The organism is Nonomuraea glycinis (genome assembly GCF_014646515.1).
GTDB lineage: Bacteria > Actinomycetota > Actinomycetes > Streptosporangiales > Streptosporangiaceae > Nonomuraea > Nonomuraea glycinis.
Genome location: NZ_BMNK01000008.1, coordinates 246,141 through 270,970, shown reverse-complemented (window position 1 = coordinate 270,970; position 24,830 = coordinate 246,141). Strand labels below are relative to the sequence as shown.

At 71.8% G+C, this 24,830-nt stretch carries 19 protein-coding genes; 12 read left to right on the top strand and 7 right to left on the bottom strand.

What is annotated here, in order from left to right; translation table 11 throughout:
- Positions 1–24 precede the first annotated feature (24 nt).
- The gene (gene sthA / locus IEY87_RS23840; protein ID WP_189140968.1) at positions 25–1,431 is read left to right on the top strand and encodes a Si-specific NAD(P)(+) transhydrogenase; all 1,407 of its coding nucleotides are present in this window, start codon (positions 25–27) and stop codon (positions 1,429–1,431) included.
- Positions 1,432–1,433: 2 nt separating this feature from the next.
- Here the strand turns inward: sthA and IEY87_RS23835 are convergent, their stop codons facing one another.
- Together IEY87_RS23835 and IEY87_RS23830 are read right to left on the bottom strand one after the other, a co-directional pair.
- Positions 1,434–2,156 (bottom strand): DoxX family protein, encoded by a 723-nt coding sequence (locus IEY87_RS23835; RefSeq protein ID WP_189140967.1) that lies wholly within the window; start codon positions 2,154–2,156, stop codon positions 1,434–1,436.
- Positions 2,157–2,182: 26 nt separating this feature from the next.
- Complete coding sequence (locus IEY87_RS23830; protein WP_189140966.1) at positions 2,183–3,721, bottom strand: MFS transporter; 1,539 nt, start codon at positions 3,719–3,721, stop codon at positions 2,183–2,185.
- A 175-nt stretch (positions 3,722–3,896) separates the two neighbouring features.
- Here IEY87_RS23830 and IEY87_RS23825 point away from each other — a divergent pair, with 175 nt between their 5' ends.
- From IEY87_RS23825 to IEY87_RS23795, 7 genes are all read left to right on the top strand, one after another.
- Positions 3,897–5,741, top strand: a complete 1,845-nt coding sequence (locus IEY87_RS23825; protein WP_225277534.1) for a hypothetical protein — start codon at positions 3,897–3,899, stop codon at positions 5,739–5,741.
- A gap of 180 nt (positions 5,742–5,921) precedes the next feature.
- A complete protein-coding gene (locus IEY87_RS23820; RefSeq protein ID WP_189140965.1) occupies positions 5,922–8,264 on the top strand; it encodes an AAA family ATPase in 2,343 nt (780 codons plus the stop codon).
- Between the two features lie 88 nt (positions 8,265–8,352).
- Complete coding sequence (locus IEY87_RS23815; protein WP_189140964.1) at positions 8,353–9,357, top strand: ABC transporter permease; 1,005 nt, start codon at positions 8,353–8,355, stop codon at positions 9,355–9,357.
- A complete protein-coding gene (locus tag IEY87_RS23810; protein ID WP_189140963.1) occupies positions 9,354–10,268 on the top strand; it encodes an ABC transporter permease in 915 nt (304 codons plus the stop codon). Before IEY87_RS23815 ends, IEY87_RS23810 begins: the two co-directional genes overlap by 4 nt.
- Positions 10,265–12,424 carry an ABC transporter ATP-binding protein gene (locus IEY87_RS23805; protein WP_189140962.1) on the top strand — a complete coding sequence of 720 codons (2,160 nt, stop codon included), beginning with the start codon at positions 10,265–10,267 and terminating at the stop codon, positions 12,422–12,424. The genes IEY87_RS23810 and IEY87_RS23805 overlap by 4 nt, the downstream gene beginning before the upstream one ends.
- An 18-nt stretch (positions 12,425–12,442) precedes the next feature.
- Positions 12,443–14,128 carry an ABC transporter family substrate-binding protein gene (locus IEY87_RS23800; protein ID WP_189140961.1) on the top strand — a complete coding sequence of 562 codons (1,686 nt, stop codon included), beginning with the start codon at positions 12,443–12,445 and terminating at the stop codon, positions 14,126–14,128.
- Between the two features lie 20 nt (positions 14,129–14,148).
- The gene (locus IEY87_RS23795; RefSeq protein ID WP_189140960.1) at positions 14,149–14,976 is read left to right on the top strand and encodes a PhzF family phenazine biosynthesis protein; all 828 of its coding nucleotides are present in this window, start codon (positions 14,149–14,151) and stop codon (positions 14,974–14,976) included.
- A gap of 4 nt (positions 14,977–14,980) precedes the next feature.
- Here the strand turns inward: IEY87_RS23795 and IEY87_RS23790 are convergent, their stop codons facing one another.
- The 3 genes from IEY87_RS23790 to IEY87_RS23780 all read right to left on the bottom strand — a co-directional run bounded on the left by IEY87_RS23790 (position 14,981) and on the right by IEY87_RS23780 (position 17,335).
- Positions 14,981–15,838 carry a 5-oxoprolinase subunit C family protein gene (locus IEY87_RS23790; protein ID WP_189140959.1) on the bottom strand — a complete coding sequence of 286 codons (858 nt, stop codon included), beginning with the start codon at positions 15,836–15,838 and terminating at the stop codon, positions 14,981–14,983.
- Positions 15,835–16,455: a 5-oxoprolinase subunit B family protein gene (locus tag IEY87_RS23785; RefSeq protein WP_189140958.1), complete on the bottom strand. Its 621-nt coding sequence runs from the start codon at positions 16,453–16,455 to the stop codon at positions 15,835–15,837. Before IEY87_RS23785 ends, IEY87_RS23790 begins: the two co-directional genes overlap by 4 nt.
- 124 nt (positions 16,456–16,579) lie before the next feature.
- Positions 16,580–17,335, bottom strand: a complete 756-nt coding sequence (locus IEY87_RS23780; protein WP_189140957.1) for a LamB/YcsF family protein — start codon at positions 17,333–17,335, stop codon at positions 16,580–16,582.
- 200 nt (positions 17,336–17,535) lie between these two features.
- Here IEY87_RS23780 and IEY87_RS23775 point away from each other — a divergent pair, with 200 nt between their 5' ends.
- Positions 17,536–17,814 carry a recombinase family protein gene (locus IEY87_RS23775; protein ID WP_189140956.1) on the top strand — a complete coding sequence of 93 codons (279 nt, stop codon included), beginning with the start codon at positions 17,536–17,538 and terminating at the stop codon, positions 17,812–17,814.
- Positions 17,807–19,816, top strand: a complete 2,010-nt coding sequence (locus IEY87_RS23770) for a zinc ribbon domain-containing protein (protein WP_189140955.1) — start codon at positions 17,807–17,809, stop codon at positions 19,814–19,816. The genes IEY87_RS23775 and IEY87_RS23770 overlap by 8 nt, the downstream gene beginning before the upstream one ends.
- Before the next feature lie 119 nt (positions 19,817–19,935).
- Here the strand turns inward: IEY87_RS23770 and IEY87_RS23765 are convergent, their stop codons facing one another.
- The gene (locus tag IEY87_RS23765; protein WP_189141101.1) at positions 19,936–21,435 is read right to left on the bottom strand and encodes a hypothetical protein; all 1,500 of its coding nucleotides are present in this window, start codon (positions 21,433–21,435) and stop codon (positions 19,936–19,938) included.
- A gap of 123 nt (positions 21,436–21,558) precedes the next feature.
- Entirely contained in the window at positions 21,559–21,783 is a 225-nt protein-coding gene (locus IEY87_RS23760) for a hypothetical protein (RefSeq protein WP_189140954.1), read from the bottom strand.
- A gap of 153 nt (positions 21,784–21,936) precedes the next feature.
- Here IEY87_RS23760 and IEY87_RS23755 point away from each other — a divergent pair, with 153 nt between their 5' ends.
- A complete protein-coding gene (locus IEY87_RS23755) occupies positions 21,937–22,506 on the top strand; it encodes an HhH-GPD-type base excision DNA repair protein (RefSeq protein ID WP_189140953.1) in 570 nt (189 codons plus the stop codon).
- A gap of 194 nt (positions 22,507–22,700) precedes the next feature.
- Positions 22,701–24,794, top strand: coding sequence for a SpoIIE family protein phosphatase (locus tag IEY87_RS23750; RefSeq protein ID WP_189140952.1), 2,094 nt, complete (start codon positions 22,701–22,703; stop codon positions 24,792–24,794).
- Positions 24,795–24,830: the final 36 nt, after the last annotated feature.

Below are 24,830 nucleotides of genomic sequence, written 5' to 3'. Positions count from 1 at the left end.
GTTCCCAGCCAGCACACTGGCGGTGTGGCCGATTTCGATGTGGTTGTCATAGGTACGGGTCCAGGCGGGCAGAAAGCGGCCATCGCCGCGGCGAAGCTCGGCAAACGGGTGGCGGTGGTCGAGAAACGCAACATGATCGGCGGGGTGTGCATCAACACCGGCACGATCCCGTCCAAGACGCTCCGGGAGGCGGTCCTCTATCTGACCGGCCTCAACCAGCGTGAGCTGTACGGCGCGAGCTACCGGGTCAAGGACGAGATCACGGTCGCCGACCTCGGGATGCGCACCCAGCACGTGATCGGCCGGGAGATCCAGGTCATCCGCAGCCAGCTGGGCCGCAACCACGTCACCCTCCTGCAGGGGACCGGCCGGTTCCTGGACCCGCACACCATCGGCGTCATCGACGACGAGGAGGAGAAGAAGGTCACGGCCGACAAGATCGTGATCGCCACCGGCACCTCGCCGGCCCGGCCGGACAGCGTGCAGTTCGACGACAAGACCGTCATCGACTCCGACGCGATCCTGCATCTGGAGAAGGTGCCCGAGACGCTCGTCGTGGTGGGCGCCGGGGTCATCGGCATCGAGTACGCCTCCATGTTCGCGGCGCTCGGCACCAAGGTCACCGTCGTGGAGCGGCGTGAGCGGATGCTCGACTTCTGCGACCTGGAGATCGTCGAGGCGCTGAAGTACCACCTGCGCGACCTCGCGGTGACCTTCCGGTTCGGCGAGACCGTGGCCGCGGTCGAGCGGCGCTCCCGGGGAGCGCTGACCGTGCTGGAGAGCGGCAAGCGCATCCCCGCCGACTGCGTGATGTACTCCGCCGGCCGCCAGGGCCGCACGACCGAGCTCTGCCTGGAGGCCGCCGGGCTGTCCGCCGACGACCGGGGCCGGATCGCGGTGGACGAGAACTTCGCCACCTCGGTCCCGCACATCTACGCGGTGGGCGACGTGATCGGCTTCCCGGCGCTCGCCGCCACCTCGATGGAGCAGGGCAGACTCGCCGCTCACCACGCGTGCGGCGAACCGGCCGGCGAGATGCACCAGGAGTCGCCGATCGGGATCTACACCATCCCGGAGATCAGCTTCGTCGGGAAGTCCGAGGACGAGCTCACCCGGGACAAGATCCCGTTCGAGGTCGGCATCTCACGCTACCGCGAGCTGGCCAGAGGACAGATCATCGGCGACTCGTACGGCATGCTCAAGCTGCTGGTCTCCACCGAGGACCGGCGGCTGCTCGGCGTGCACGTGTTCGGCACCGGGGCCACCGAGCTGGTGCACATCGGGCAGACGGTCATGGGTTGCGGCGCGACGGTCGACTACCTGGTCAACGCCGTGTTCAACTATCCGACCCTGGCGGAGTCGTACAAGGTGGCGGCGCTGGACGCGACGAACAAGATGCGGGTGATCGCCCGGCTGACCGCCGAACTGTGAGCTCAGTCGCCGCCGGTGGTGGTGCGCCGGCCGCGGGCCGGCGGCTTCTTGCGCCCCGCCACCAGCGTGTCGCCCGGCGCGGGCTCGTCGGAAGGAGCGGATTCGGTACGGCGCGGCCTGGCGTGCGGTGCGGTGTCCTCCAGCGAGACGTCGGACTCGGCCGCCTTGCCGGGCTCCTCCTTCTTGGCGGCGTCCTTCCTGGCGGCGGGCCCGGAGCCCTTCACGTCGGAGCTCTTCGCCACGGGGTCGGCAGGAGGTTTCGCCGGGTCGCGTAAGGACGCGATCACCGCGTCGGCCTCATGGTCGGCGGCGAACTCGTTGGCCGCCTCCGTCTCCCTGCGCCTGATCACCACCATGTGGTCCACGGAGATCCGCCCCGCGCCCACCACGGCCAGCAGCAGCGAGGCCGCGCCCAGCAGGATCAGCTCGTTGAGGGTGATGGGATTGAGCGGCGGCGCCACCCACAGGACCGCGACCGCCTCGGCGAAGAGGATCAGCCCGGTCACCGACACCATCAGCCCGGCGATCAGCAGCGCGCCGCCGATCAGCTCGGTCAGCATGGTGACCGTGGCCCAGGCACGGGGAGCGGGCGCGCCCTGCCCCTGGAATTGCACTCCGGTCTGCGCCAGGCCGATCTCGAGCTTGCGCCAGCCGTTGGCGAAGAAGATGCCGCCGACGCCTACACGGGCGACGATCGCGGCGATGTCACGGAGGGACTCTCTCACGGTTGTTGTCTGCCCTGATCGGGACATCACACACCTCTATCGCGACGGAGCAGCGTGGCCACGGCCAGGGCGGTCAGGCTGAGCAGGATGGCGCTCACGACCACGGTCGTGTGCAGGGCGTGGACGAAGGCCCAGCGGGCCGCGTCGAGTAGTGCGCTGCCGGGGCCGCCGCCCACCTGGTCCGCCACATGGGCGGCGCCGGCGAGCGACTGCCTGGCCAGGTCCATGCCCGGCTCCGGCACCCCCGGCACCGTGCGCAGGGCGGGGGCGTACACGATCGTGGTGATCGTGCCGAGCACGGCGACGCCGAGACCGGCGCCCAGTTCGTAGGCCGTCTCCTCGATGGCGGCGGCGCCACCGGCGTGGGACTCGGTGGCCGACGACATGATCGTGTCGGAGGCGGCGAGCAGGGAGACCTGGACGCCGAAGCCGATGCCCACGAAGCAGCACGCGAGCATCACGGGGTGGCCTTCGACGCCCCAGGTCAGCGTGGGCAGGAGGGCGAGCGCGACGAGGCCGAGGCCGCCGCTCATGGTGGCCCGCATGCCGATCCTGGGCAGCAGGTGCGCCGCGGCCAGTCCGCCGGCGATGGCCGACAGCACCAGCGGGAGCATCCGGAGCGCGGCGCGTACGGGACTGTCGCCGAGCACGAGCTGCAGATACTGCGCCAGCATCAGCTGCAGGCCGACCAGCGCGAACACGCCGAACAGCACGCCGGCCACGCCGGTGGAGAACTCGCGGCGCCGGAACAGGCCCACCTCCAGCAGCGGTGCGCTCAGCCGCGTCTGCCGTCTGACGAACCAGACCAGCAGCGCCACCCCGGCCGCGAAGACGGCGACGGAGGCGCCCAGGGGCATCAGGCTGCCCGAGCCCGCCTCCTTGAGCCCGAAGGCGAGGGCCAGGATGCCGAGCACGGACAGGACGGCGCTCAGCCCGTCCCACGGCCGATCGCTCCGCTCGCGCGAGTTCGGCAGCAGGCGCACGGCGGCGGGCAGCAGCACGAGCAGGATCGGCACGTTGATCAGGAAGACGGCGCCCCACCACCAGCCGACGAGCAGGCCGCCGACGAGCGGTCCGAGCGCGGCCCCCGCGGCGGCGACCCCGCTCCAGACGCCCAGGGCGATGGCCCGCTCGCGACGGTCGGTGAACACCTGCCGGATCATCGACAACGTGGCCGGCATGATCATCGCGCCGCCCACGCCGAGCAGCGCCCTGGACAGGATCAGGGCCAGGGGGGTGGTCGAGGCGGCGGCCGCCGCCGAGGCGACGCCGAACAGGACGAACCCCGCGAGGACCAGGCGTTTGCGCCCGTAGCGGTCGCCGAGCGTGCCGAACATGATCAGCAGCGGCGCCACGACCAGCGAGTAGACGTCCACGATCCACAGCAACTGGACCGCCGACGGCTCCAGGGCGGCGGTGAGCGCGGGGACCGCTATGTGCAGCACAGTGGCGTCGACCGTGATGAGCAGCAGGCTCAAGCTGAGCAGGGCCAGGATGGCCCAGCGGTTGTGCCGCGGCTCGGGATCGGGGCGCCGTGCGAAGGGAGCGGCCTGTGTGACGGTCATGGACCTCCTTGCAGGCCGATCAGTCCACAGCAGGCCCACATGAACTTGCGTGGCAGCTTAGGCCATGTCACACCATGGGTGTAGCGGTATCGAATCATCCGGGGCCGGTCGATACCTCTCTAGAGAGATACAGCCATATGTCGGGATCTATTCAGCATCCACCAGCCGACCGATCATGGCTCTCGTGGGGACCGACGGCGCGGATGAAATGAGCGACACGTCCGACCGGTCACCACGTGACTGGTGCGCCCGAGCCGTCACCATGTTATCCGCCGATCGCCCCGACAGCGCCCTGGCCGCCGCGGGCGCCGCCGCCCACCTCGATCCCGCGAGCGAATGGGCCTATCGCCTGGTCAGCCTCGCGCAGGAGCGGATCGGGCGGCTCCCGGAAGCCGTCGACGCCGCCGAACGGGCGGTGCTGCTCGCGCCCGGCTCGTGGGCGGCCCGCCTGCGCCTGGCCGCCGTGCTGCGCCACGTCCCCGGCCGCTGGGACGAGGCCGCCGAGCAGGCCGCGCTCGCCGCCAGGTTCGCCCCGGAAGAGCCGGACACGCACGTCCTGGTCGCCGACCTCGACCTGCTCCGCGCCGAGCACGCCGAGGCGGCCCGCGCCTACCGCGAGGCGCTGCGCCTGGACCCCCGGCACGCCCAGGCCCGCGTCAACCTCGGCCTGACCCTGCTGCGCTGGGAGCGGTCCAGGACCCACCACGATCCGGCCTGGCCGATCGACCCGCGCGGCACCGGCCAAGCCAGGAGGGCCCTGGAGGTGTGGTCGCGCCAGACCCGCCTGCTGGTCGCCGTGGCGACCGCCGCCGTCGCGGTGGCCGCCCTCGCCTTCGACCGGGGGCCGCAGGCCGTGCTGGGCGGCCTGGCCGTGCTCGTCCTCATGGCAGGGCTCACGGTACGGCAGGCCCGCCGGGTCCGGGCGTGGGCCTATGTGCCGGCCATGCTGGTGCGCGACCCGTGGTTCGGGGCGGCGGTCGCAGGCGGGATCGTCGCGGTCGCCGCCTTCGCCGGCTGGCTGGCGCTCGGTTCGGCGCCGGCCGGGATCGCCGTGGTGCCCGGCCTGCGCAGCGGCGGCCTGCCGTGGGTGGGCCTGCTCTGGGCCGGGCTGGGCGGTCTCGCGGTGCTCGGCTGGCCGGTGCTGGCCGCCGTCCGCTCCCTGGCGGAAACCTGGCGCGGCCACCCCCTGCGAGCCCTGACCCACTTCCGCCAGGCCACGCATGAGCACACGGCCCTGCGGAACGTGGGTGAGCGGGCGGCCTTCGAGGAGAGCGAGCGGGACCTGGCTGCGGGCGAGCGTGCGGCCCTGCGGAACGCGGGGGTGACCTTGTGGGTTCTGCTCGGGCGTACCTGGTCGGTGCTGGTGCCGTTGGCCTGTGCGGCTCTCGTGGTGGAGCCGCTGGCCGCCGTCGCGACGCTGGCGGTGCCGTACCCGATGCTGCGCGCCTGGCGGGCGAGCCGGTACGGCCACGATCGGTGGCTCGCGGTCGCGGCCGGGCTGGTGGGGGCGGCGGCGGTGGGGAGCGCGGCCGGGGGCGGGTTCGGGCTGGTCTGGGGCTGGCGGCTGGGGTTCGGCGCGCTCGGCGCGGTGGTGGTGGTGTTCGCGCTGCGGGCCGCGCGGTCCTGGTGGAAAGGGGTGCCAGGACCGTGGCGCGCCTCGCTGATCATGTGCGAGCTGCCCATGGGAGCCGAGCCGACCGTCGTGCTGACCGCCCAGGTGCGCCAGGCGTTCGGCTATGCCAGGACCGTCGTGCTGGCCTACGGCGACGCCCTGGGGCCGGGGGTGGCGGGCGCGGTGGCCACGATCACCGCCTCGGGCGAGCTCAAGGTGATCGCCGGGGCCCAGGCGTGGGAGGCGATCGAGGCCGACCCGAGGGTGGCGGTGTTCGCCGCCGACCCGCTGCAGCGCAGGTTCTGGGTGGAGGTGCGGGGCGTCGCGCTGGCCGGCTCGGACGTCCTGCGCGTCACCCCCAAGCAGGTGCTGGTCGGGGAGTTCCCTGGGCGGCACCAGCGCCGCTAGTTAGAATCTTGTTCTCTGCGAGTTCCGCGCCCCCTCGCCACGCCCGGCAACCGGGCCGCGCCGCCTGGCAGACCGAACCCGGGCGGCACGTAGCGGCTTTCGTGACCTCCGCCTAGCGTGTCAGGTCCGCCCGATCGACGGTGCGGTGCGGTATAACCAGGGGCGGACCGGGGAGGCGTGATGCAGGAGTCCAGCAGGACCCGAACCGCGGGACGGGCCGCGATGCGGGATCTGTTCGAACAGGTGCGGCAGCGTTACTTCCGGCTTCCACCGGCGGTCCGGCGGGTGCTGTTCGTGGTGGTCCTGGTCGCCGCGCTGGGCGTGACCGCAGCGCTCGGCGGACGGCTGGACACGACGTTCGTCCTGACGGTCATCGTGCTCTGCTTCGTCGCGCTGACCTTGCACTTCCCGCGTGCCGCCGCCACTTCCCTGGTCATCGCGGGCTGGCTGGCGTTGCACCCGGCCTTCACGGTGATCTTCCCGCTGCCCTCCATGACCCCGACCCTGCTGGCGTTGTTGACCGTGCCGGTCGTCGCCGCGGCCCATCTGATCCGCTGGGTGACACCGTGGGTGTCCGCGCTGCTCGCCCTCGTGGCCGCCGGGGCGCTCGCCGCCGCGCTCTCGTTCATCCCGGGCACCCTCGCGGTCTGGGTCGCCTATGGCGCCGCCGCCGCCGTCCTCGGCTACCGCTACCTGCTCGCCCGCAAGGCCAGATCCGAGATGAGCGCCGAGGAGCAGGTACGCGTACGAGCCCGCGAGGGCAGACCGGAGCCACAGTCCGACAAGCAGCCGGCGCTGCCCCAGATCTCGGTCGAGGAGGCGCTCGCCGAGCTCGACAGCATGATCGGCCTGGCTCCGGTCAAGGAGCAGGTCCGCTCGATCGCCGCCTCCATCGAGGCGTCCCGGCTGCGCGCCGAGGCCGGCTACACCGCGGGCCGGCCCACCAGGCACTTCGTCTTCCTCGGCCCGCCCGGCACCGGCAAGACCAGCGTGGCGCGCACCCTAGCGAAGATCTTCTACGCGTTCGGCCTGCTGGAGACCCCCTACGTGGTCGAGGGCCAGCGGGCCGACCTGGTCGGCGAGTTCCTCGGCGCGACCGCGATCAAGACCAACGAGCTGGTCGACAAGGCGCTGGGCGGCGTGCTGTTCATCGACGAGGCCTACGGTCTGGTCAACTCCGGGGACGGCCAGCCCGACCGGTTCGGCGCCGAGGCCGTGCAGACGCTGCTCAAGCGGGCCGAGGACGACCGCGACCGGCTGATCATCATCCTGGCCGGCTACGAGCAGGAGATGACCTCGTTCTTGTCCAGCAACCCCGGCCTGGCCAGCAGGTTCGCCACCAGGGTGCGCTTTCCCACCTACTCGGCGGACGAGCTGGCCGAGATCACCGCGCTGCTCCAGCGCCGCCGCGGTGACGCGATGGGCCCCGAGGCCAAGGTCAAGCTGCTCGCCCGGTTCGAGGACGTACACCGGCGGGAGCTCGTCGACGAGCTCGGCAACGCCCGGTTCGCGCGCAGCCTCGTCGAGGCGGCCGCCCAGGCCCGCGACGTGCGGGTGGTGGGCGCGGGCGGCACGCCGACCACCGAGGACCTGGTGACGACCACGACCGCCGACGTGACCAAGGCGTTCGACGAGCTGACCGCCCGCTTCCGCGGCTACGTGGCCACGCCCACGCTGGAGGAGGCGCTGGCCGACCTCGACAGGATGGCCGGGCTCGCGCCGGTCAAGCGGCAGGTGCACGCCATCGCCGCGCAGCTCCAGGTGGCCCGGATGCGGCAGGAGCGCGGGCTGCCCACGCCCGCGCAGACCCGCCACTTCGTGTTCGTCGGCCCGCCCGGCACCGGCAAGACCACCGTCGCCAGGGTCGTCGGCCGCGTCTTCGCCGCGCTCGGCCTGCTGGCCAGGCCCGACGTGGTGGAGGCGCACCGGGCCGACCTGGTCGGCCAGCACCTCGGCGCGACCGCGATCAAGACCAACGAGCTGGTGGACCGGGCGCTGGGCGGCGTGCTGTTCATCGACGAGGCGTACAGCCTGGTCAACCCCGGCTACTCCGGCGGCGACGCGTTCGGCGCGGAGGCCGTGCAGACGCTGCTCAAGCGGGCCGAGGACGACCGCGACCGGCTGGTCATCGTGCTGGCCGGCTACCAGCGCGAGATGGACGCCTTCCTCGCCACCAACCCCGGCCTGGCCAGCCGGTTCAGCCAGCGGGTGACGTTCCCCAGCTACTCGCCGGCCGAGCTGTCGGAGATCGCCGTGCTGCTGGCGGAGGAGGCCGGCGACCGTTTCGACGACGACGCGCTCAACGATCTCGACGAGGTCTTCGCCTGGGTGTGCGACGAGCGGCTGATCGACGGCCTCGGCAACGGCAGGTTCGCCAGGTCGCTGTTCGAGCGCGCGGCCATGCGCCGCGACGTGCGCCTGGCCGCGCTGGCCTCGACCGGCGAGTCCACCAGCTCCGCCGAGCTGACCACCATCACCAGCGACGACGTCCGCACCGCCGTGGACGAACTTTCCGGACGCTGAGCAGACCCCTCCTTGGCACATGCGTGCGCCCGCACGCTCACGTGGTGTAGCAATATGGCGACACAGAGTGCGCGCGTGAGGGGGGACGATGGCGGGGTTCCTGGCCCGCAGGCTGCTCGGCTCCGTGCTGCTGGTGGCCGTGGCCGCCAGCCTCGCCTATCTGCTGGCGGCCGGCGCGCTCGACCCGCGCGCCAACTACGCCGACCGCACCCCGAAGCCGCCGCCCGCCGTCGTCGACGCCCGGCTCACCGAGCTCAACCTCAACGACCGCACCCCTCTGCTGCGGCGCTACCTCACCTGGGCGGGCGGGGTGCTGCACGGCGACTTCGGCAGGAGCGTGACCGGCACGCCGGTCGGCGAGGACCTCGCCCGGCGGGCCGGCGTCACCTTCCGGCTGGTCCTGCTCGGGCTGGTCTGCGGGAGCGTGCTCGGCGTGCTCTGCGGCGCGTACGCCGCGGTCAGGCAGTACGGCTGGTTCGACCGGCTGTCGACGGCCGCGGCCTTCGTGCTGCTCGCGGTGCCCGTGGTGGTGCTGGCCAACGGGGCGATCCTGGCCGGGACCTGGGCCAACGACCAGGTCTTCGGCCACCGGGTGCTCCTGGTCGGCGGTGAGTACACCGCGGGGCTCGACGCCGGGTTCTGGGGCTCGCTGCTGGACCGGCTGCGGCATCTCGCGCTGCCGACGATCACCCTGTCGCTCGGGCTGATCGCGGTCTTCAGCCGCTACCAGCGCACCATGATGCTCGACGTGCTCGGCGCCGACTTCATCCGCACCGCCATGGCCAAGGGGCTGAGCAGGCGCCGGGCGCTCATCCGGCACGGGCTGCGCACGGCGCTGATCCCCGTGGTGACCTACTTCGCCTTCACCACCGGCGCGCTGCTCACCGGAGCCACCTTCACCGAGAAGATCTTCGGCTGGCACGGGCTGGGTGAGCGCCTGATCAGCTCGATCTTCACCAACGACGTCAACACCGTGGCGGCGATCGCCTGCCTCGCCGCGGTCGCGGTGCTCTGCGCCTCGTTCGCCGCCGACGCGTTGCACGCCCTGCTGGATCCCCGGGTGCTCGATGCCCGGGTGCGGGGCGCCGGATGACGCTGTCGGAGGAAGAGCTCGCCGAGGAGCGCACCGGACCCGGCCCGGCTCGGGCCGCCCCGCCGTCCAGGCTCAGGGTGGTGACCGGCCGGTTCTTCGCCTCCCGGCAGGGACGGCTCGGGTTCGCGGTGCTCGCCGTGCTGGTCGCGCTCGCGTGCGCCGGGCCGCTGTTCAGCCCGTGGGCCTACACCGACAAGGACTTCCTGGCGTTCCTGCGCCCGCCGTCGGCCGCCCACTGGTTCGGCACCTCGCAGACGGGCGCCGACGTCTACGCGATGACGCTGCGCGGCATGCGGCGCTCGCTGCTCGTCGGCCTGCTCGCGGCGCTGGTGTCCACCGCGCTGGCCGCCCTGGTGGGCGCCTTCGCCGGCTACTTCCTCGGCTGGACCGACCGGGTGCTGAGCCGGCTCACCGACCTGCTACTGGTGCTGCCCGCCTTCCTCATCCTGGCGATCATGTCGCCGCTGTTCGGCGCCGGGCAGTGGCCGCTGTTCGTGCTCATGCTGGCGCTGTTCCTGTGGATGGTCACCTCGAAGATCACCCGGGGGATGACGATCTCGCTGAAGCAGCGGGAGTTCGTCCAGGCGGCCCGCTATATGGGCGTGCCACCCATGAAGATCATCTTTTCCCATGTGCTGCCCAACCTGTCGTCGCTGCTGATCGTCGACGCCACCCTGAACGTCAGCGCCGCCATCCTCACCGAGACCTCCCTGTCCTACTTCGGCTTCGGCATCCAGCCGCCCGACGTCTCGCTCGGCACGCTCATCGCCGACGGCTCCAGGACCGCCGTCTACGCGCCGTGGACGTTCTGGTTCGCCGCCGGGCTGCTGGTGATCACCGTGCTCGCGGTCAACCTCGTCGGCGACGCGCTGCGCGACGCGTTCGACCCCACCGCCAGGAGGTCCCGATGAGCCCGGTCCTGGAGGTCGAGCGCCTGGAGGTCTCCTTCGGCGACGTGCACGCCGTACGCGGGCTGAGCTACACCGTGCGGCCCGGCGAAGTGCTCGGCATCGTCGGCGAGTCCGGCTCCGGCAAGTCCGTGGCCGCCGCCGCCGTCATGGGGCTGCTGCCGCCGGGGGCCAGGGCCTCCGGCTCGGTCCGGCTGCACGGCAGGCAGTTGCTCGGCGCCCCCGAGCGGGAGCTGCGGGCCGTTCGCGGCAGGACCGTCTCGATGGTGTTCCAGGACCCGCTGTCCGCGCTCACCCCCGTCTACCGGGTCGGCGACCAGATCGCCGAGGCCGTGCGCGTGCACCAGAAGGTCAGCAGGGAGCAGGCCCTGGCCAAGGCCGTCGACCTGCTCGACCTGGTCGGCATCCCGGACCCGCGCGGCAGGGCGCTGGCCTTCCCGCACGAGTTCTCCGGCGGCATGCGGCAGCGCGTGGTGATCGCGATGGCCATCGCCAACGACCCGGACGTCATCATCTGCGACGAGCCCACCACCGCGCTCGACGTCACCGTCCAGGCGCAGGTGCTGGAGGTCCTCAAGACGGCGCAGCGCGCGACGGGCGCGGCCATCGTCATGATCACGCACGACCTCGGGGTGGTGGCCGGCTTCGCCGACCGCGTGCTCGTGATGTACGCGGGCCGCCCGGTCGAGGTGGGGGACGTGGACGACGTCTACTACCGCACGCGCATGCCGTACACCGTGGGGTTGCTCGGCTCGGTGCCGCGCGTCGACGCCGGCGGGCGGCGGGCGCTGGTGCCGATCGACGGCCACCCGCCCGCGCCCGCCGCGCGCCCGCCCGGCTGCCCGTTCGCGCCGCGCTGCCCGATGCGGATCGAGGCGTGCGAGGACCGGGAACCACCGCTGTTCGAGGTCGGGGCGGGACACCAGGCGGCCTGCATCCGCTGGGACGAGGTGCGGCCGTGGGCGGCCGGGGACGGCGCGGTGCGGCCGTGGGCGGCCGGGGACGGCGCGGTGCGGCCGTGGGCGGCCGGGGACGGCGCGGTGCGGCCGTGGGCGCACGACGACGGCGCGGTGCGGCCTTCGGCGGGCGGCGGTGGCGGGGACGGGCCGGGGTGGCCGGTGGTGCGCGGGGCGCGGCGGGTGCTGGAGGTCGACGGGCTGGTCAAGCACTATCCGGTGCGGAAGGGCGCGATCTTCAAGCGCCGGGTCGGCACCGTGCACGCGGTGGCGGGCGTCAGCTTCGACATCCGCGAGGGCGAGACCCTGGGCCTGGTCGGCGAGTCCGGATCCGGCAAGACCACGGCGCTGACGCAGATCCTGGAGCTGGCCGAGCCGCAGGAGGGGCGGGTCGTGGTGCTCGGCAGGGACACCGCCCGGCTCACCCGCGAGCAGCGCGCCGCGATCCGGCGCGACATGCAGGTGGTCTTCCAGGACCCGCTGGCCGCCCTCGACCCCCGCATGACGATCTACGACATCCTGGCCGAGCCGCTGCGCACCCACCCGCGCGCCCCCCTGCGCGCCCACGGTGGGCGGGCGCCGGGAGCACGGGTGGCCGAGCTGCTCGACCTGGTCGGCCTGGACCCCTCGCACGCCGCCCGCTACCCGCAGGACTTCTCCGGCGGCCAGCGGCAGCGGATCGGCATCGCCCGCGCGCTGGCGCTGGAGCCCAGGCTGCTGGTGCTGGACGAGCCCGTCTCCGCGCTCGACGTGTCCATCCGGGCGGGCGTGATCAACCTGCTCGACTCGCTGCGGACGAGGCTGGGCCTGTCCTACCTGTTCGTCGCGCACGACCTGGCCGTGGTGCGCTACCTCGCCGACCGGGTCGCCGTGATGTACCTCGGCAGGATCGCCGAGATCGGCCGGGTCGAGGCCGTCTACGGGACGCCCGCCCACCCGTACACGCAGGCGCTGCTGTCGGCGATCCCGCTGCCCGACCCGGTCCGCGAGCGGGCCCGCGAGCGGACCCTGCTCGACGGCGACCTGCCCGACCCGGCCGACCCGCCGTCGGGCTGCCGCTTCCGCACCCGGTGCCCGAAGTTCGCCGGGGTGCTGACCGGCGCGGAGCGGAGCCTGTGCGTGGACACCGAGCCCGAGATCCGCACCCTTGGCGAGGACCAGGGCGCGGCCTGCCACTACGCCGAGAAGCTCGCAGTCGTCTAGTCCTTGAGGAGTCCGCCCATGAAAGCACCTCGTCTGGCCGTCGCCGTGAGCGTCGCGCTGTCCCTGACGGCATGCGGCGCGAGCGGCCCGGGAGGGGGCGGCGGCGGGCAGGGGAGCGGCGATGACACGATCAAGGCGTCCGACATCAACCCGCAGCCGCGCCCCCTGGTCAAGGACGGCGGGACGCTGCGCTGGGGCATCGGCGAATTCCCCGCCCAGTGGAACCGCAACCACATCGACGGCAACCTCGCGATGGCCGCGGTGATCAGCAACGCGCTGCTGCCGTCGCCGTTCGTCTCCGACGACAAGGCGCAGATCACCGTCAACCGCGACTACCTGCTCGACGCCAGAGTCACCCGGCAGGCCCCCAAGCAGGTCGTCACCCTCAGGCTCAACCCGCGCGCCAGGTGGTCCGACGGGCAGCCCATCACCTGGGCCGACTACCAGGCCCAGTGGCACGCGCTCAAAGGCGACGATCCGGACTTCCACCTCGTCTCCGCCACCGGCTACCAGGACATCGCGAAGGTGCGGCGGGGCAGGGACGACCATGAGGTCGTGGTGACGTTCGCCAGGCCCTTCGGCGACTGGAAGGCGCTGTTCAGCCCGCTGCTGCCCGCCTCGACCAACAGGACGCCCGAGGCGTTCGACACCGCCTGGCTGAACAAGATCCCCGTGACGGCCGGGCCGTTCAGGTTCGGCGGCTTCGACCAGACCGCCAAGACCATCACGATCCTGCGTGACGACAACTGGTGGGGCGAGCGGGCCAAGCTCGACCGGATCATCTACCGCGCCGCCGAGCAGGACTCGCTGATCGGCATGTTCGGCAACGGCGAGCTCGACATCATCGACGTCGGCACCTCGGCGCCCGACTACGCCCGCGCCCAGGCCACCCCCGGCGCGCGGGTACGGCAGGCCGCCGGCCCCGACTTCCGCCACCTCACCTTCAACGCCGCCGGCGACCCGCTGCGGGACGTACGCGTCCGGCAGGCCGTCCAGCTCGGCATCGACCGGCAGGCCATCGCCCGCTCCGACCTGCAGGGCCTCGACTGGCCGAGCACGCCGCTGAACAACCACTTCTTCATGAACACCCAGACGGGCTACCAGGACAACGCCGGCGACCTCGGCGCCTACGACCCCGAACGGGCCGGGCGCCTGCTCGACCAGGCGGGCTGGAAGCTGGACGGCGCCGTGCGGAAGAAGGACGGCCGCCCGCTCGACCTGCGCTTCGTCGTCCCGTCGGGGGTGCAGCTGAGCAAGGCCGAGGGCGAGCTGACGCAGAGCATGCTCACCCGGATCGGGGTGCGGCTCTCCCTCCAGGTGGTGCCGAGCGACGACTTCTTCACCAAGTACGTGATCCCCGGCAACTTCGACATCACCCCGTTCGCCTACATCGGCACCCCGTTCCCCGTCTCCAGCAGCCACGGCGTCTACGCGAACGCGCCCGACGGCACGACGTGGAACGCCAACTTCGGTCGCGTCGGGTCCGCGGCCATCGACGCGGCGATGGACCGCGCGAGCCAGAACCTCGACCCGGAAGGGGCACGGGCCGACGTCAACGCGGCCGACAAGCTCATCTGGAAGCAGGCGAGCGTCCTGCCGCTCTACCAGCGCCCGCAACTGGTGGCGGTACGGGAGACGCTGGCCAACGTGGGCGCCCGCGGCTTCCACGAACTCCGCTACCAGGACATCGGCTTCGTCCGGTAGCCCGTGGGACACTGGGCCGTATGTTGCGCTCGTTCCGACAGGTCGACGTGTTCGCTGAGACGCCCTACCACGGCAACCCCCTCGCCGTCGTGCTCGACGCCGACGGCCTGAGCACCGAGGAGATGGCGCGGTTCGCCAACTGGACCAACCTGTCCGAGACCACGTTCCTGCTCCCGCCCACCACGCCCGAGGCGGACTACCGGGTCCGCATCTTCACCCCCGCCGGGGAGCTGCCCTTCGCCGGGCATCCCACGCTCGGCACCTGCCACGTCTGGCGGGAGGCCGGCGGCGTCCCCCGCGACCCGGGGACGGTCGTCCAGGAGTGCGGCGCCGGGCTGATCCGCATCCGTGACGAGGGCGCCTGGTGGGCGTTCGCCGCGCCGCCGCTGCTGCGGTCGGGCCCGGTGGAGGAGACCTTCCTCAAGGAGGTCGCCCAGGCACTCGGCATCGGCCGCGACGAGATCGTCGACGCCGAGTGGGCCGACAACGGCCCCGGCTGGGTGGCGCTCCTGCTCAGGGACGCCGAGGCGGTGCTCGCCCTGAAGCCGCGGCTGGTCCCGGCGGACATCGGCGTCGTCGGGCTCCACCCGCCGGGATCGCCCCACGTCTACGAGGTGCGCGCGTTCTTCCCCCTCGGGGGCAGCACGGCGGAGGACCCGGTCACCGGCAGCCTGAACGCCTCCGTCGCTCAGTGGCTCCTGCGCACCGGCCGCGTCACCGCCCCCTACGCCGCCCGTCAGGGCACGGCGCTCGGCCGTACCGGACAGATCCGCATCACCGCGGAGGGTCCGGACGTCTGGGTGGGCGGCCACGTCATCACCTGCGTCAGCGGCCACGTGGAGATCTGACCCGTCACCGGGGAAGGAGAGCCTTGAACCTGACCTCGTCGCCCGGCCTGAGCTGGGCGGCGACGGCCAGGTCCGCCTCCGCCAGCACCGCGATCACCGGGTAGCCGCCCGTGGGCGGGTGATCGGTGAGGAAGACGATCGGCTGCCCGCTCGGCGGCACCTGCACGGCCCCGGTGACCATCCCCTCACTCGGCAGCTCGCCCTCCTTCGCCCGCGCCAGCTCGGGGCCGCGCAGCCGCACCCCCACGCGGTTGCTGTCCTGGCTCACCTCGTACGGCCCCCCGCACAAAGCCGCGAGCGCGCCGGGCACGAACCAGTCCGCCCGTGGCCCCGCCAGCACCCGCAGCACGGCCGGCCGGGGCGGCCGCGGCGGCGCCAGATCCACCTGGATGTCGCCCAGACCGTCCACCACCCCCACCGGCAGCACCGTGCCGGGCCGCAGCGGCGGCGGCCCGAGCCCGGACAGCGAGTCGGTGGAGCGGCTGCCCAGCACCGGCTCGACCGCGATCCCCCCGCGAACGGCCAGATAGGTGCGCAGCCCCAACGACGGCGACCCCAGCCGCACCTCACCACCCTCGGGCACCCAGAACGGCGCCCCCATCCCCGGATCGCGGGCCGTGCTCCCCACCGGGCACGGCGCGCCGGCCAGCGCCACCCACGCCCCGGCCGCGAACCGCAGCCGCGCCAGCCCGAACGTCAGCTCGATCCCCGCCAGCCCCTCGGGGTTGCCGACGAGCCGGTTGGCCAGCCGCAGACTCGCCGCGTCCGCGGCTCCGGAGCTCGGCACCCCCAGGTGGGCGTAACCCTGCCGCCCCAGATCCTGGACGGTCGCGTACGGCCCGGGCGCGAGCACCTCGATCATGCGGCCTCGAACCGCACCCGCGTGCCGGGCCTGAACGGCGTCGGCGGCTCGGCCGCGACGTCCCACACCTTCAGTCCGGTACGGCCCAGCAGCCGCCATCCACCGGGGGAGGCCGTCGGGTAGACGGCCGAGTAGGGGCCGGCGACCGCCACCGACCCGGCGGGCACCGACGTGCGCGGCGTCTCCAGCCGGGGCGCGTGCAGCACCGGGTCCAGCCCGATCAGATAGGCGAACCCGGGGGCGAACCCCAGCCACCCCACCACCAGTTCGCGGCCGGTGTGCCGGGCGATCACCTCCCCGGTGGAGATCCCGGCCATCCGGGCCACCGCCTGAAGATCCTCGCCGTCGTAGACCACCGGGATCGTCACCACGTCCTGCGGCTCGCCGGGTGCGGCGGGCTCGCCGCCCTCCGCACAGGAGGCCAGCAGCTCGGCCAGCCGGGGCAGCAACCGTCCCTGATCGGCCCCCGGAGCCACCACGAGGACCGTCTCGGGGCCGGGCACCACCTCCACGACCCCCTGCGGCCGATCGGCCCGCAGCGCGGCGTCCAGCCGGTGCGACACGTCCAGCGCCCCGGTCTCCACGAGCAGCCCGTGCTCGCCGGCCCGCCGGATCACCTCGGCACCGCCCGATCCCGGCCGGCGACCTGGGCGCGAGCCGGATCCCGCCTCCGGCCCTGGCGCTGCCGGGCGGTCATGCGAAGGCCTGCAGCACCACTCCGGCCCTGACGCGGTCGGGTGGTCATGCGAAGGCCTGCAGCACCACTCCGGCCTCCAGCAGCCCGTCGCGTACGGCCCTGGCCAGGCTCACCGCGTCCGGGGTGTCGCCGTGCACGCAGATCGAGCGGGCCGGCACCGGAACCTGCCGGCCGTCGGCGGAGGTCACCGTCCGCTCGACCGCCATCCGCACGGCGCGGGCGGAGACCTCCTCGACATCGTGGATCACCGCGCCGGGCTCGCGCCGCGGCACCAGCGCGCCGGCCGAGGTGTAGGCGCGGTCGGCGAACGCCTCGCTGACGGTGGGAATCCCCTCGGCCGCCGCCACCTCGTGCACGACCGACCCGGGCAGCGTCAGCACCGGCAGCGACGGGTCGTAGTCGGCGACCGCGTCGATCACCGCGGCGGCCTGCTCCCGGTCGCGGCAGATCCGGTTGTACAGGGCGCCGTGCGGTTTCACGTACGAGACCCGGCCGCCCATCGCCCGCGCGATGCCGTCGACGGCGGCGAGCTGGTAGAGCACCTCGGCGCAGAGCTCCTCCGGCTCCACCTCCATCTCCCTGCGCCCGAAGTGCGCCAGGTCGCGGTAGGACACCTGCGCGCCGATCGTCACGCCCCGGTCGACGGCGGCCGCGCAGGTGCGTCTGATCGTCACCGGATCGCCGGCGTGGAATCCGCACGCGACGTTGGCGCTCGTGACGATGTCGAGCAGGGCCATGTCGTCGCCGAGCCGCCAGATGCCGAAGCCCTCGCCGAGGTCCGCGTTGAGGTCGATCACCATGGACTCCATCATGGCGGTAGGACTACCTCGGTGTGACGAAGAGGGTAGGCACCGTTGCTTGATTCGGGTAGCCGAAGAGCTACTTAGCGTTATGATCTCTGTATGGCTCTGTTGCGATTGTCTCCGGCGGCGAAGCGTCCGGGGTTCGCCCGATGGCGTTGTGTTGGTGGGCGGTTGAGAGGCGTGTTCGGTTTCGGGTGGTGGGCGATCAGCGGCCGGAGCGCCGATTCGGGGTCGGCTGGATAAAGATGCTGCTCGCCGAGCGGGGTGTCACCGTGGAGGTTGTCCACGGCAAGGGCGGGGCCGGGGGTGTGGAGGAACTCCTCGCGGATTTCAGGTCGCTGGTGGCGACGTTCGCGGGAGGGATGTACGGGATCCGGTCGAGACAAGCGCGGCAGCGGCTGCTGGAGACGGTGTCCGCGAACACCATCGGGGACGGGGACACCTCCGGGAGTGCCGGCGGGGATGCCGGTGGGTAAACAGACCGCGACGGCGTCGTGTACCGCTTACCGGGCGATCGAGGAGAAGACTGGTGTGGTCGTGCCGGCCGGGGTGGTGGTGGCGCGGGTGGGCTGGCTGACCACGCTCACCCAGACACTGGCCTCAGCCGTGATCGCGGAACGCTGGACGGAGGAGGCGCTTGATGAGCTCGCGGGCGGGGTGGGCCCGGACGGGCGGGATCTGCCCGCCAAAGGCTACAAGGCGCTGCGCCGGTTGGGCTGGGGCAGCCGCAGCGAGCCGGGCGTGTACGTTTCGGATCGGGTGAGGTGCTGCGCGGATGAGGAGGCGGCCCGCGCGTTGCGGCTGGCCCTGCACCGCCGAACGATCATCGAAGCGATCCTGAAGACCTGGCCAGAGAACTCACGTAAACGCACCGACGCAGAATGGGCGGCACTACGTGAGGCGCTCCCGGCCGGTGTGCCGGTGGCGGAGATCCGCCACCGGACCCGGCAGGTTCAGGCGATCATCGACGGCGGGGGCGCGTTCCCATTAGGGATCATCGAGGCAGAAGACGCGCCGTTCAACGCGGCGCAGATCCTACTGGCCGCCGCGGACAAGCAGTTGGTCACAGTGACGCGGACAGGGGAGCGCACGGTTGAGTTGCGGGTTCAGCTTCCTTCGGTCGAGCGCCCGGCCTCGAGGAGGGATTGGGCGTGGCATGTCCTGCCGGTCAACCTGCCTCGCAACGTGCCCGGTGACGTGGTGAAGATCTGTGTCCCGTCGTTGCGGGTGAAGGACGGTCGGGTGCGGGTGGATCTGCCGTTCGAGGTCGAGGTCCCGTTCGCTCCGGCGTCCGGGCATGTCATCGCCGCCGGGTTCGACTGGGGTCTCAACACACTCCTCGCCGCGACGATCGGGCGGCTCACCCCGCACGGCCGGGTGGAGAGCGACGGGCGGCCGCTGTCCTATGACGCGAGCGTGGTCTCGGCGAAGCTGCATCGCCTGCGTGGTCACCGGGAGGACCTGGCCGCCAAACGACGCCACTACGACAACCTCCTCACCGGACTCGCCGGGCAGGCCGACGGTGATGTACGCGGGCCGGAACTCCTTGCCTCGCGTGAGCGTACCGATGTTGAGCATCGGCGGGTGTGCGCGCGGATCCGGCACCTGAACGACGCGCTGGCCTGGAACGCCGCCCGCTGGGCGGTGGATCAGGCCGGCGCGGCCGGCGCGACCGTCATCTACCTGGAAGACCTCGCCACGTTGGAGGCACGCGGCCGTCGCCAGGGGAACGCGAGGTTGTCGGGGCAGGTGCGCGGCAGGGTGGTGGACGCGATTCGGCATCTTGCCGCGAAGACGCGGATCGCGGTCGTGACAGTGCCCGCGCGCGGGACGTCGAGGTTCTGCCCCCGCTGCGGGGACGGCGCAAGCGAGCTTATGCACGTGCTCGCCCCCGACCGGCTCACCCAGCGCGGCTGGAAGTGGGCGTACTGCTCGGCCTGCGGGCTCTCATGTGATCGGGACCGGGCCGCCGCCGAACGTATCGTCTCCCGGGGCCTGCTCGGCCAGCAGACCACCTTCACCGACCGTACGACCGGCAAGCGGGCCATCCGGGCCGGTGTGGACGGCAACGTCACCCGTGTCCGCCGGCCCAAGAAGGCGACCCGGGCCATCCGCCGCGCCCGCAGATCGGGCACCGACCTGCACCCCAGACCCGAAAACCGCACCAGCAGGGCCGACAGGAGCAAGACCGGTCCCACCCGCAAACGTCAGACCCGCATGCGGAAGATGACCTCCAGCCGGATGCCCGATCGGCGTCCGGTGCCCGCCCTCACCTTCGCGGTGGGAAACCGTCCGGCGGGCCAAGCACCCCAGACGAACCGGCGAAAGCCGGGACGTACAGGTCTTGTACGGGATTTCCACCACCGGACCGGCTTCCACAAAGCGAGAGCCAGCCCCGTACTCCCACTCACCGAGTACGGAACCGGCTCCCGCCACGCTACGCCACCCGCAACACCCAATCCACACGGGCTTGGGTAAGCACAGGAAATCTCAGACGGTCTGAGTCGCGGTGTGTCAGGCCGCGGCCTGACGGGCCGGTGACCGTCTCGGCGTCCAGGCAGATCCACTCCCCGGCCGGTGACGACATGCGGTCGAATCTAGAGCTCGTCGGGAATGTCGGCGATGTCGTCGAGGGCCGCGGCCAGCTCGTCCGGATGGTCCCCGATCCGCTCGGCGATCTCCATGAGCACGTGCAGCACGTCGTGCCGGTCGTGGCCCAGGTCGAGCAGGCGCTGGGCGGCCTCCCAGAGCTGCGGCGGGTCGCCCTCCCACATCCGGGTGGCGATCTCCTCGTGCCAGGCCAGGTGTTCCTCGTCGAGCGAGCCCCCGTGGTCGATCTCCAGCAGCACCCGCCGGTCGGCCTCGTCGGCCGGGTTGAGCCGGTCCAGGTCGACGCCGTTGTGCGTGCCCTGCAGGAACGGGAACGCGAACGCCCGCCTGGCCAGCGCGGACAGGTCGCCGTCCGGCAGCAGCCGCTCCAGCAGCGGGCGGTCCAGGCCGAACGACGTCGGATCCCGGTAAGCCGCCGGGAACTTGCCGATGGCCTCCCACACCGCGTCCAGCGTGGCCTTCAGCCCGGTCTCGGGCAGCCCGGTGCGGTGGGCGGCGAAGCGCACCCAGGCCGCCAGCACGTGCGGCATGGCCTCCTGCTCGGCCACCGACAGCATCACCTTGCGGGGCAGCCAGTCCAGCAGGAACGTCTCGCACTTGGTCGGGCTGACCCGCAGCGGCCTGCTGAAGTCCTGTTCGCAGCCGTAGTCGATGATGTGGTCGGCGCACCGGGAGGCCGCCGACGGGTCCGACAGGTGCTCGGCCGCGTCGGAGGCGAGGAACTCGGCCGCTAGCATGGCCCGCCGCTCGCGGCTGTAAGGGGCCTCGATGTGCAGCGGCGCCGGGCGCTTGCGGCCCGGCGGCAGCGCCTTCAGCCGGGCGCGGGCGAAGGCGTGGTAGGCGCTGTAGCTGTCGCTGACGGGCGGCGGCGTCTTGGGCTCCTTGGTGGCCTTCATGGCCGACTCGAGCAGCGCCCTAGCCTGCTGGGGCTCGATCTCCTCGAACAGCAGCATCGGGTTGCCGACCGTCTCCGCCCTGGCCTGCTCCAACAGCTTGTCGACCTGCGAGGAGACCCAGGCGTCGCGCGCCATGCCGGACATGTTGTGGTCGACGACCATGACGAGCGCGTGGCGGTCCTGACCGTGCCTGGGGGTCTGGTCCTCGTTCCAGCGGTAGGCGAAGGTGCAGATCACCGTGTCCTGGTCGCCGTAGGCGTCGCGGGAGACGTAGCAGCCGGTGTGCTTGACCGCGCCGACCCGGTCCGCCCAGCCGGGCCTGGCCACGCCCGACTCCATCATCGCCAGCGCCGCGCCCTCCGCCTTGGCGCCCTGCCGGGACGTGCCCAGATAGGCCAGGCAGATCAGCAGCGTCAGCGACGCCGGGGTGCCGGCCTTGGCGGCGTAGTCGACGAGCCCCTCGCCGAGGACCTGTTCGACGTCACCGCCCCGCACCGGTCTGCGCCACCAGGCGCCGACCATGTCGGAGACCATCAGCTCCGCGTCGAGCGGGCTGCGGACGGCCAGCAGCTCGCGGGCCGCCTGCACCATCTCCTTGAACACATCGTCGGGCGGGGTGCTCTCCCGGGGGTCTCGTCGGTGTCGGCGCACGCCCTCACTCTCTCGCATTCCAGGCGTAAACGGCGCGTACAACGCGGCCTGGTGACTTCGATGTTATCGAGGGCTCCGCGGCGGTGGCGCGGAGTTGACGATCGCGAGCAGATGTTCGCGGGCGATCCGTTCGACGATCTCGGGCGTAGCCGTGATGCCGAGGTGCTGCGCGCAGGCGCACACATCGTCGACACACCTGTCGATCGTGTCCACGGGCACGGTCAGGAACTCCTCGGCCAGTCTGTGACTGACCGGTTCCTTGAGCAAGCGTGTGGCCAGAGCGAGCATAGATGTGAGATTCCTCCGTATGCCCGGGGGCAAACCCCCAGGAATGGACGCAGGCGACTTGCGCTCCCATTTCATCTTTTCTCGGGCCGGTGTCAAGCCTCCACAACGGCTTTGTTCGCTTCTCGGGAACCGCTTTCGTGCGAAGCTGTTCCCATGCGCATCCAGCTCGCCCAGCGTGCCGAGGCCGACGACCTGCTCGGCCGCAGCCCGCTCGCCCTGCTCGTCGGCATGCTGCTCGATCAGCAGGTGTCGATGGAGTGGGCGTTCACGGGGCCTTACACCATTTCTGAGCGGCTCGGGCACGAACTGACCGCTGAAGAGATAGCCTCCTATGACCCCGAGGCGTTCGTGGCGCTGCTGGCGGCCAAGCCGGCGGTCCACCGCTACCCCAAGTCGATGGCGGCGCGCGTGCAGCAACTCGCCGCTTACCTGGTCGAGCACTATGACGGCGAGGCCGAGCGGCTCTGGGAAGATGTGGCGGACGGCAAAGGGTTGCTGAAGCGACTGCAGGAGTTGCCGGGTTACGGCAAGCAGAAGGCCCAGATCTTTCTGGCATTGCTGGGCAAACAGCTGGGGGTCCAACCGCCAGGATGGCGGGAGGCCGCCGGTCTCTACGGCGAGGAGGGCGCTTTCCGGTCGGTCGCCGATGTGGTCGACGCCGACACGCTGGTCAGAGTCCGAGCCGCCAAACAGGAGGCCAAGCAGGCGGCGAAGGCCAAGTAGCCTGATCTTGCTGCGCAACGTGGAGCGATTTTGACAGGATGCGTTGACCGTATGGCGGCCGGGGCTTCCGTCCGCGCATGCCCATCGCCGATGATGTACTGCAGAATCCGGTCGCCCGGAGCTGCGCTACGCCGATACACGATTATGGAGATGTGCCGCGTGGGAGACCCTGGCACGCGACGGAGGTGCCGACCATGAGCGCCGAGACCTCCGTTCCCCGTCCCCGGGAGTCGGATGTGGACATCTCAGACTCCGCCCTCCTCAAGGGCCTGCTGTCCGAGGCAGAGTTCGCCTTTGCCTTCTTCGACGTCGACGGCCGCATCCAGCGGGTCAACGACGTGTTCACCGACGTCGTCGGTGTCCCGGCCGAGCGGCTGGTGGGCCGCGCCTCGGCCGAGGCGCTGACGGCCGATATCGGCCAGGTCGTCGCACAAGGCTTCCAGTCCGTCACCGACAGCGACGCGCCGGTCACCGAGAGACGCGTGCGGGTGCGTTCACCGGAGGGCGAGACGCGCTACTGGTCGATGTCGTTCTCGCCGGTGCACGACGAGTCCGGCGCCCTGCTGGCCGTCGCGATGCTCGGGCTCGACGTGACCGAGAGCCGCCAGGTCGAGGAGGACCTGCGCCGCAGCGAGGAGCGCTATCGCTCGCTGGTCGAGGCGCAGTCCCAGCTCGTCTGGATCACCTCGCCCACCGGCACGGTGGTCGAGGACGCGCCGCAGTGGCGTGCCATCACCGGCCAGGGCCTGGAGGAATACCTCGCCTACGGCTGGCTGGAGGCCGTGCACCAGGACGAGCGCCAGCAGACCGAAGAGGCCTGGAAGGAGGCGCTGCGCGGCCGGACCATGTTCGAGTGGAACTACCGCGTGCGCACCAGGGCCAGCGGCTTCCGCCACTTCGAGGTGCGCGCCGTGCCGATCATCCGGCACGGCCGGATCGTGGAGTGGGTGGGCGCCAACACCGACGTGACGCCGCAGCGTGAGGCCGAGGAGATGCGGGGCAGGCTGACCGACCAGCTCGGCGCCGCCGCCCTGCGCACGGCCCGGCTGCAGGGCGCCACCGCCCAGCTCGCCGAGGCGCTCACGGTCGAGCAGGTGGTGCAGGTCATCATCGACGTCGGCCGCACCGCGCTGGCCGCGGATCGGTCCGCGGTGGCGCTGCTGGACACCGACCGGGCGGCGCTCAAGCTGATCAACGGCGAGGGCGTCCCCGAGGCGTCCGGCTCGGCCGGCGAGGAGATCCCGCTGTCGCACACCAGCGTGATGACCATGGCCGTCAACAGCCGCAGGCCGTTCTTCGCCGAGTCGCCCGTCAGCCTGAAGCTCCAGCTTCTCGAGGCGGGCGGCGACAAGGAAGTGCTCAGCACCTATCTGGCCAACAGCGACGAGCGGGCCTGGGTGGGGCTGCCGCTGCTCGCCGCCGGCCGGGCGCTGGGAGCGCTGCGCTTCTCGTTCACCAGGCCGCAGAAGATCTCCCAGGAGGACGGCGTCTTCCTGGAGGCGCTGGCCGGGCAGTGCGCGCTGGCTGTGGAGCGCGCCACCTTGTTCGAGCGTGAGCACAAAACCGCCGAGACGCTGCAGCGCAGCCTGCTGCCTGACCGCCTGCCGGTCATCAAGGGCCTGGAGCTGGCCCAGCGCTTCCGCTCGGGCAGTCGCCACGTGCAGGTCGGCGGCGACTGGTACGACGCGTTCGTGCTGCAGGACGGCCGGGTAGCGGCCGTCGTCGGCGATGTCATGGGCAAGGGCGTCAAGGCGGCGGCCGGCATGGGCCGCATCCGCAACGCCATGCGAGCGCTGGCGCTGACCAACCCGCCGCCCGCGGCCGTGCTGACGGGGCTCGACCGGGTCTTCGACGCCACCGAAGAGGAGGAGCAGGTCACCACCCTCGCCTACATGGTGGTCGAGCCGGTCACCGGTGAGGGCACGCTCGCGCTCGCGGGCCATCCGCCACCCGTCCTGGTATCTCCGCAGGGCACGGCGATTCTCTGCGACGCCGAGCCGGGCACTCCGCTAGGCTGGCCGACCAGCCGAAGGCAGTTCCGCTTCGTAGTGCCGCCCGGCCATACGGCCGTGCTCTACTCCGACGGACTGGTGGAGAACCGCAAACGCGGGCTGGATGCCGGACTCGCAGAGATTTGCAGTGTTGTGACCGAAGCGCCGCCTGAGGTGGTGGGAAGTCCGCACATGCTGCTGGACTTCCTGGTTGACCGGATGTTGTCGGGATATGAACAGGATGATGACGTTACCGCCCTGGCCATTCACGTGCCGCCTGCCACGAAGAGTGACTGAATGAATCAGTCATAAGGGTTGCTTTCGGGTATCGGT

Bases quoted from the DNA above. Each gene is read 5' to 3' on its own strand.
- IEY87_RS23830 (WP_189140966.1), bottom strand. From the start codon at position 3,721: ATGACCGTCACACAGGCCGCTCCCTTCGCACGGCGCCCCGATCCCGAG.
- IEY87_RS23825 (WP_225277534.1), top strand. From the start codon at position 3,897: ATGGCTCTCGTGGGGACCGACGGCGCGGATGAAATGAGCGACACGTCC.
- IEY87_RS23820 (WP_189140965.1), top strand. From the start codon at position 5,922: ATGCAGGAGTCCAGCAGGACCCGAACCGCGGGACGGGCCGCGATGCGG.
- IEY87_RS23815 (WP_189140964.1), top strand. From the start codon at position 8,353: ATGGCGGGGTTCCTGGCCCGCAGGCTGCTCGGCTCCGTGCTGCTGGTG.
- IEY87_RS23810 (WP_189140963.1), top strand. From the start codon at position 9,354: ATGACGCTGTCGGAGGAAGAGCTCGCCGAGGAGCGCACCGGACCCGGC.
- IEY87_RS23805 (WP_189140962.1), top strand. From the start codon at position 10,265: ATGAGCCCGGTCCTGGAGGTCGAGCGCCTGGAGGTCTCCTTCGGCGAC.
- IEY87_RS23800 (WP_189140961.1), top strand. From the start codon at position 12,443: ATGAAAGCACCTCGTCTGGCCGTCGCCGTGAGCGTCGCGCTGTCCCTG.
- IEY87_RS23795 (WP_189140960.1), top strand. From the start codon at position 14,149: ATGTTGCGCTCGTTCCGACAGGTCGACGTGTTCGCTGAGACGCCCTAC.
- IEY87_RS23790 (WP_189140959.1), bottom strand. From the start codon at position 15,838: ATGATCGAGGTGCTCGCGCCCGGGCCGTACGCGACCGTCCAGGATCTG.
- IEY87_RS23780 (WP_189140957.1), bottom strand. From the start codon at position 17,335: ATGGTGATCGACCTCAACGCGGACCTCGGCGAGGGCTTCGGCATCTGG.
- IEY87_RS23765 (WP_189141101.1), bottom strand. From the start codon at position 21,435: ATGGTGCAGGCGGCCCGCGAGCTGCTGGCCGTCCGCAGCCCGCTCGAC.
- IEY87_RS23760 (WP_189140954.1), bottom strand. From the start codon at position 21,783: ATGCTCGCTCTGGCCACACGCTTGCTCAAGGAACCGGTCAGTCACAGA.
- IEY87_RS23755 (WP_189140953.1), top strand. From the start codon at position 21,937: ATGCGCATCCAGCTCGCCCAGCGTGCCGAGGCCGACGACCTGCTCGGC.
- IEY87_RS23750 (WP_189140952.1), top strand. From the start codon at position 22,701: ATGAGCGCCGAGACCTCCGTTCCCCGTCCCCGGGAGTCGGATGTGGAC.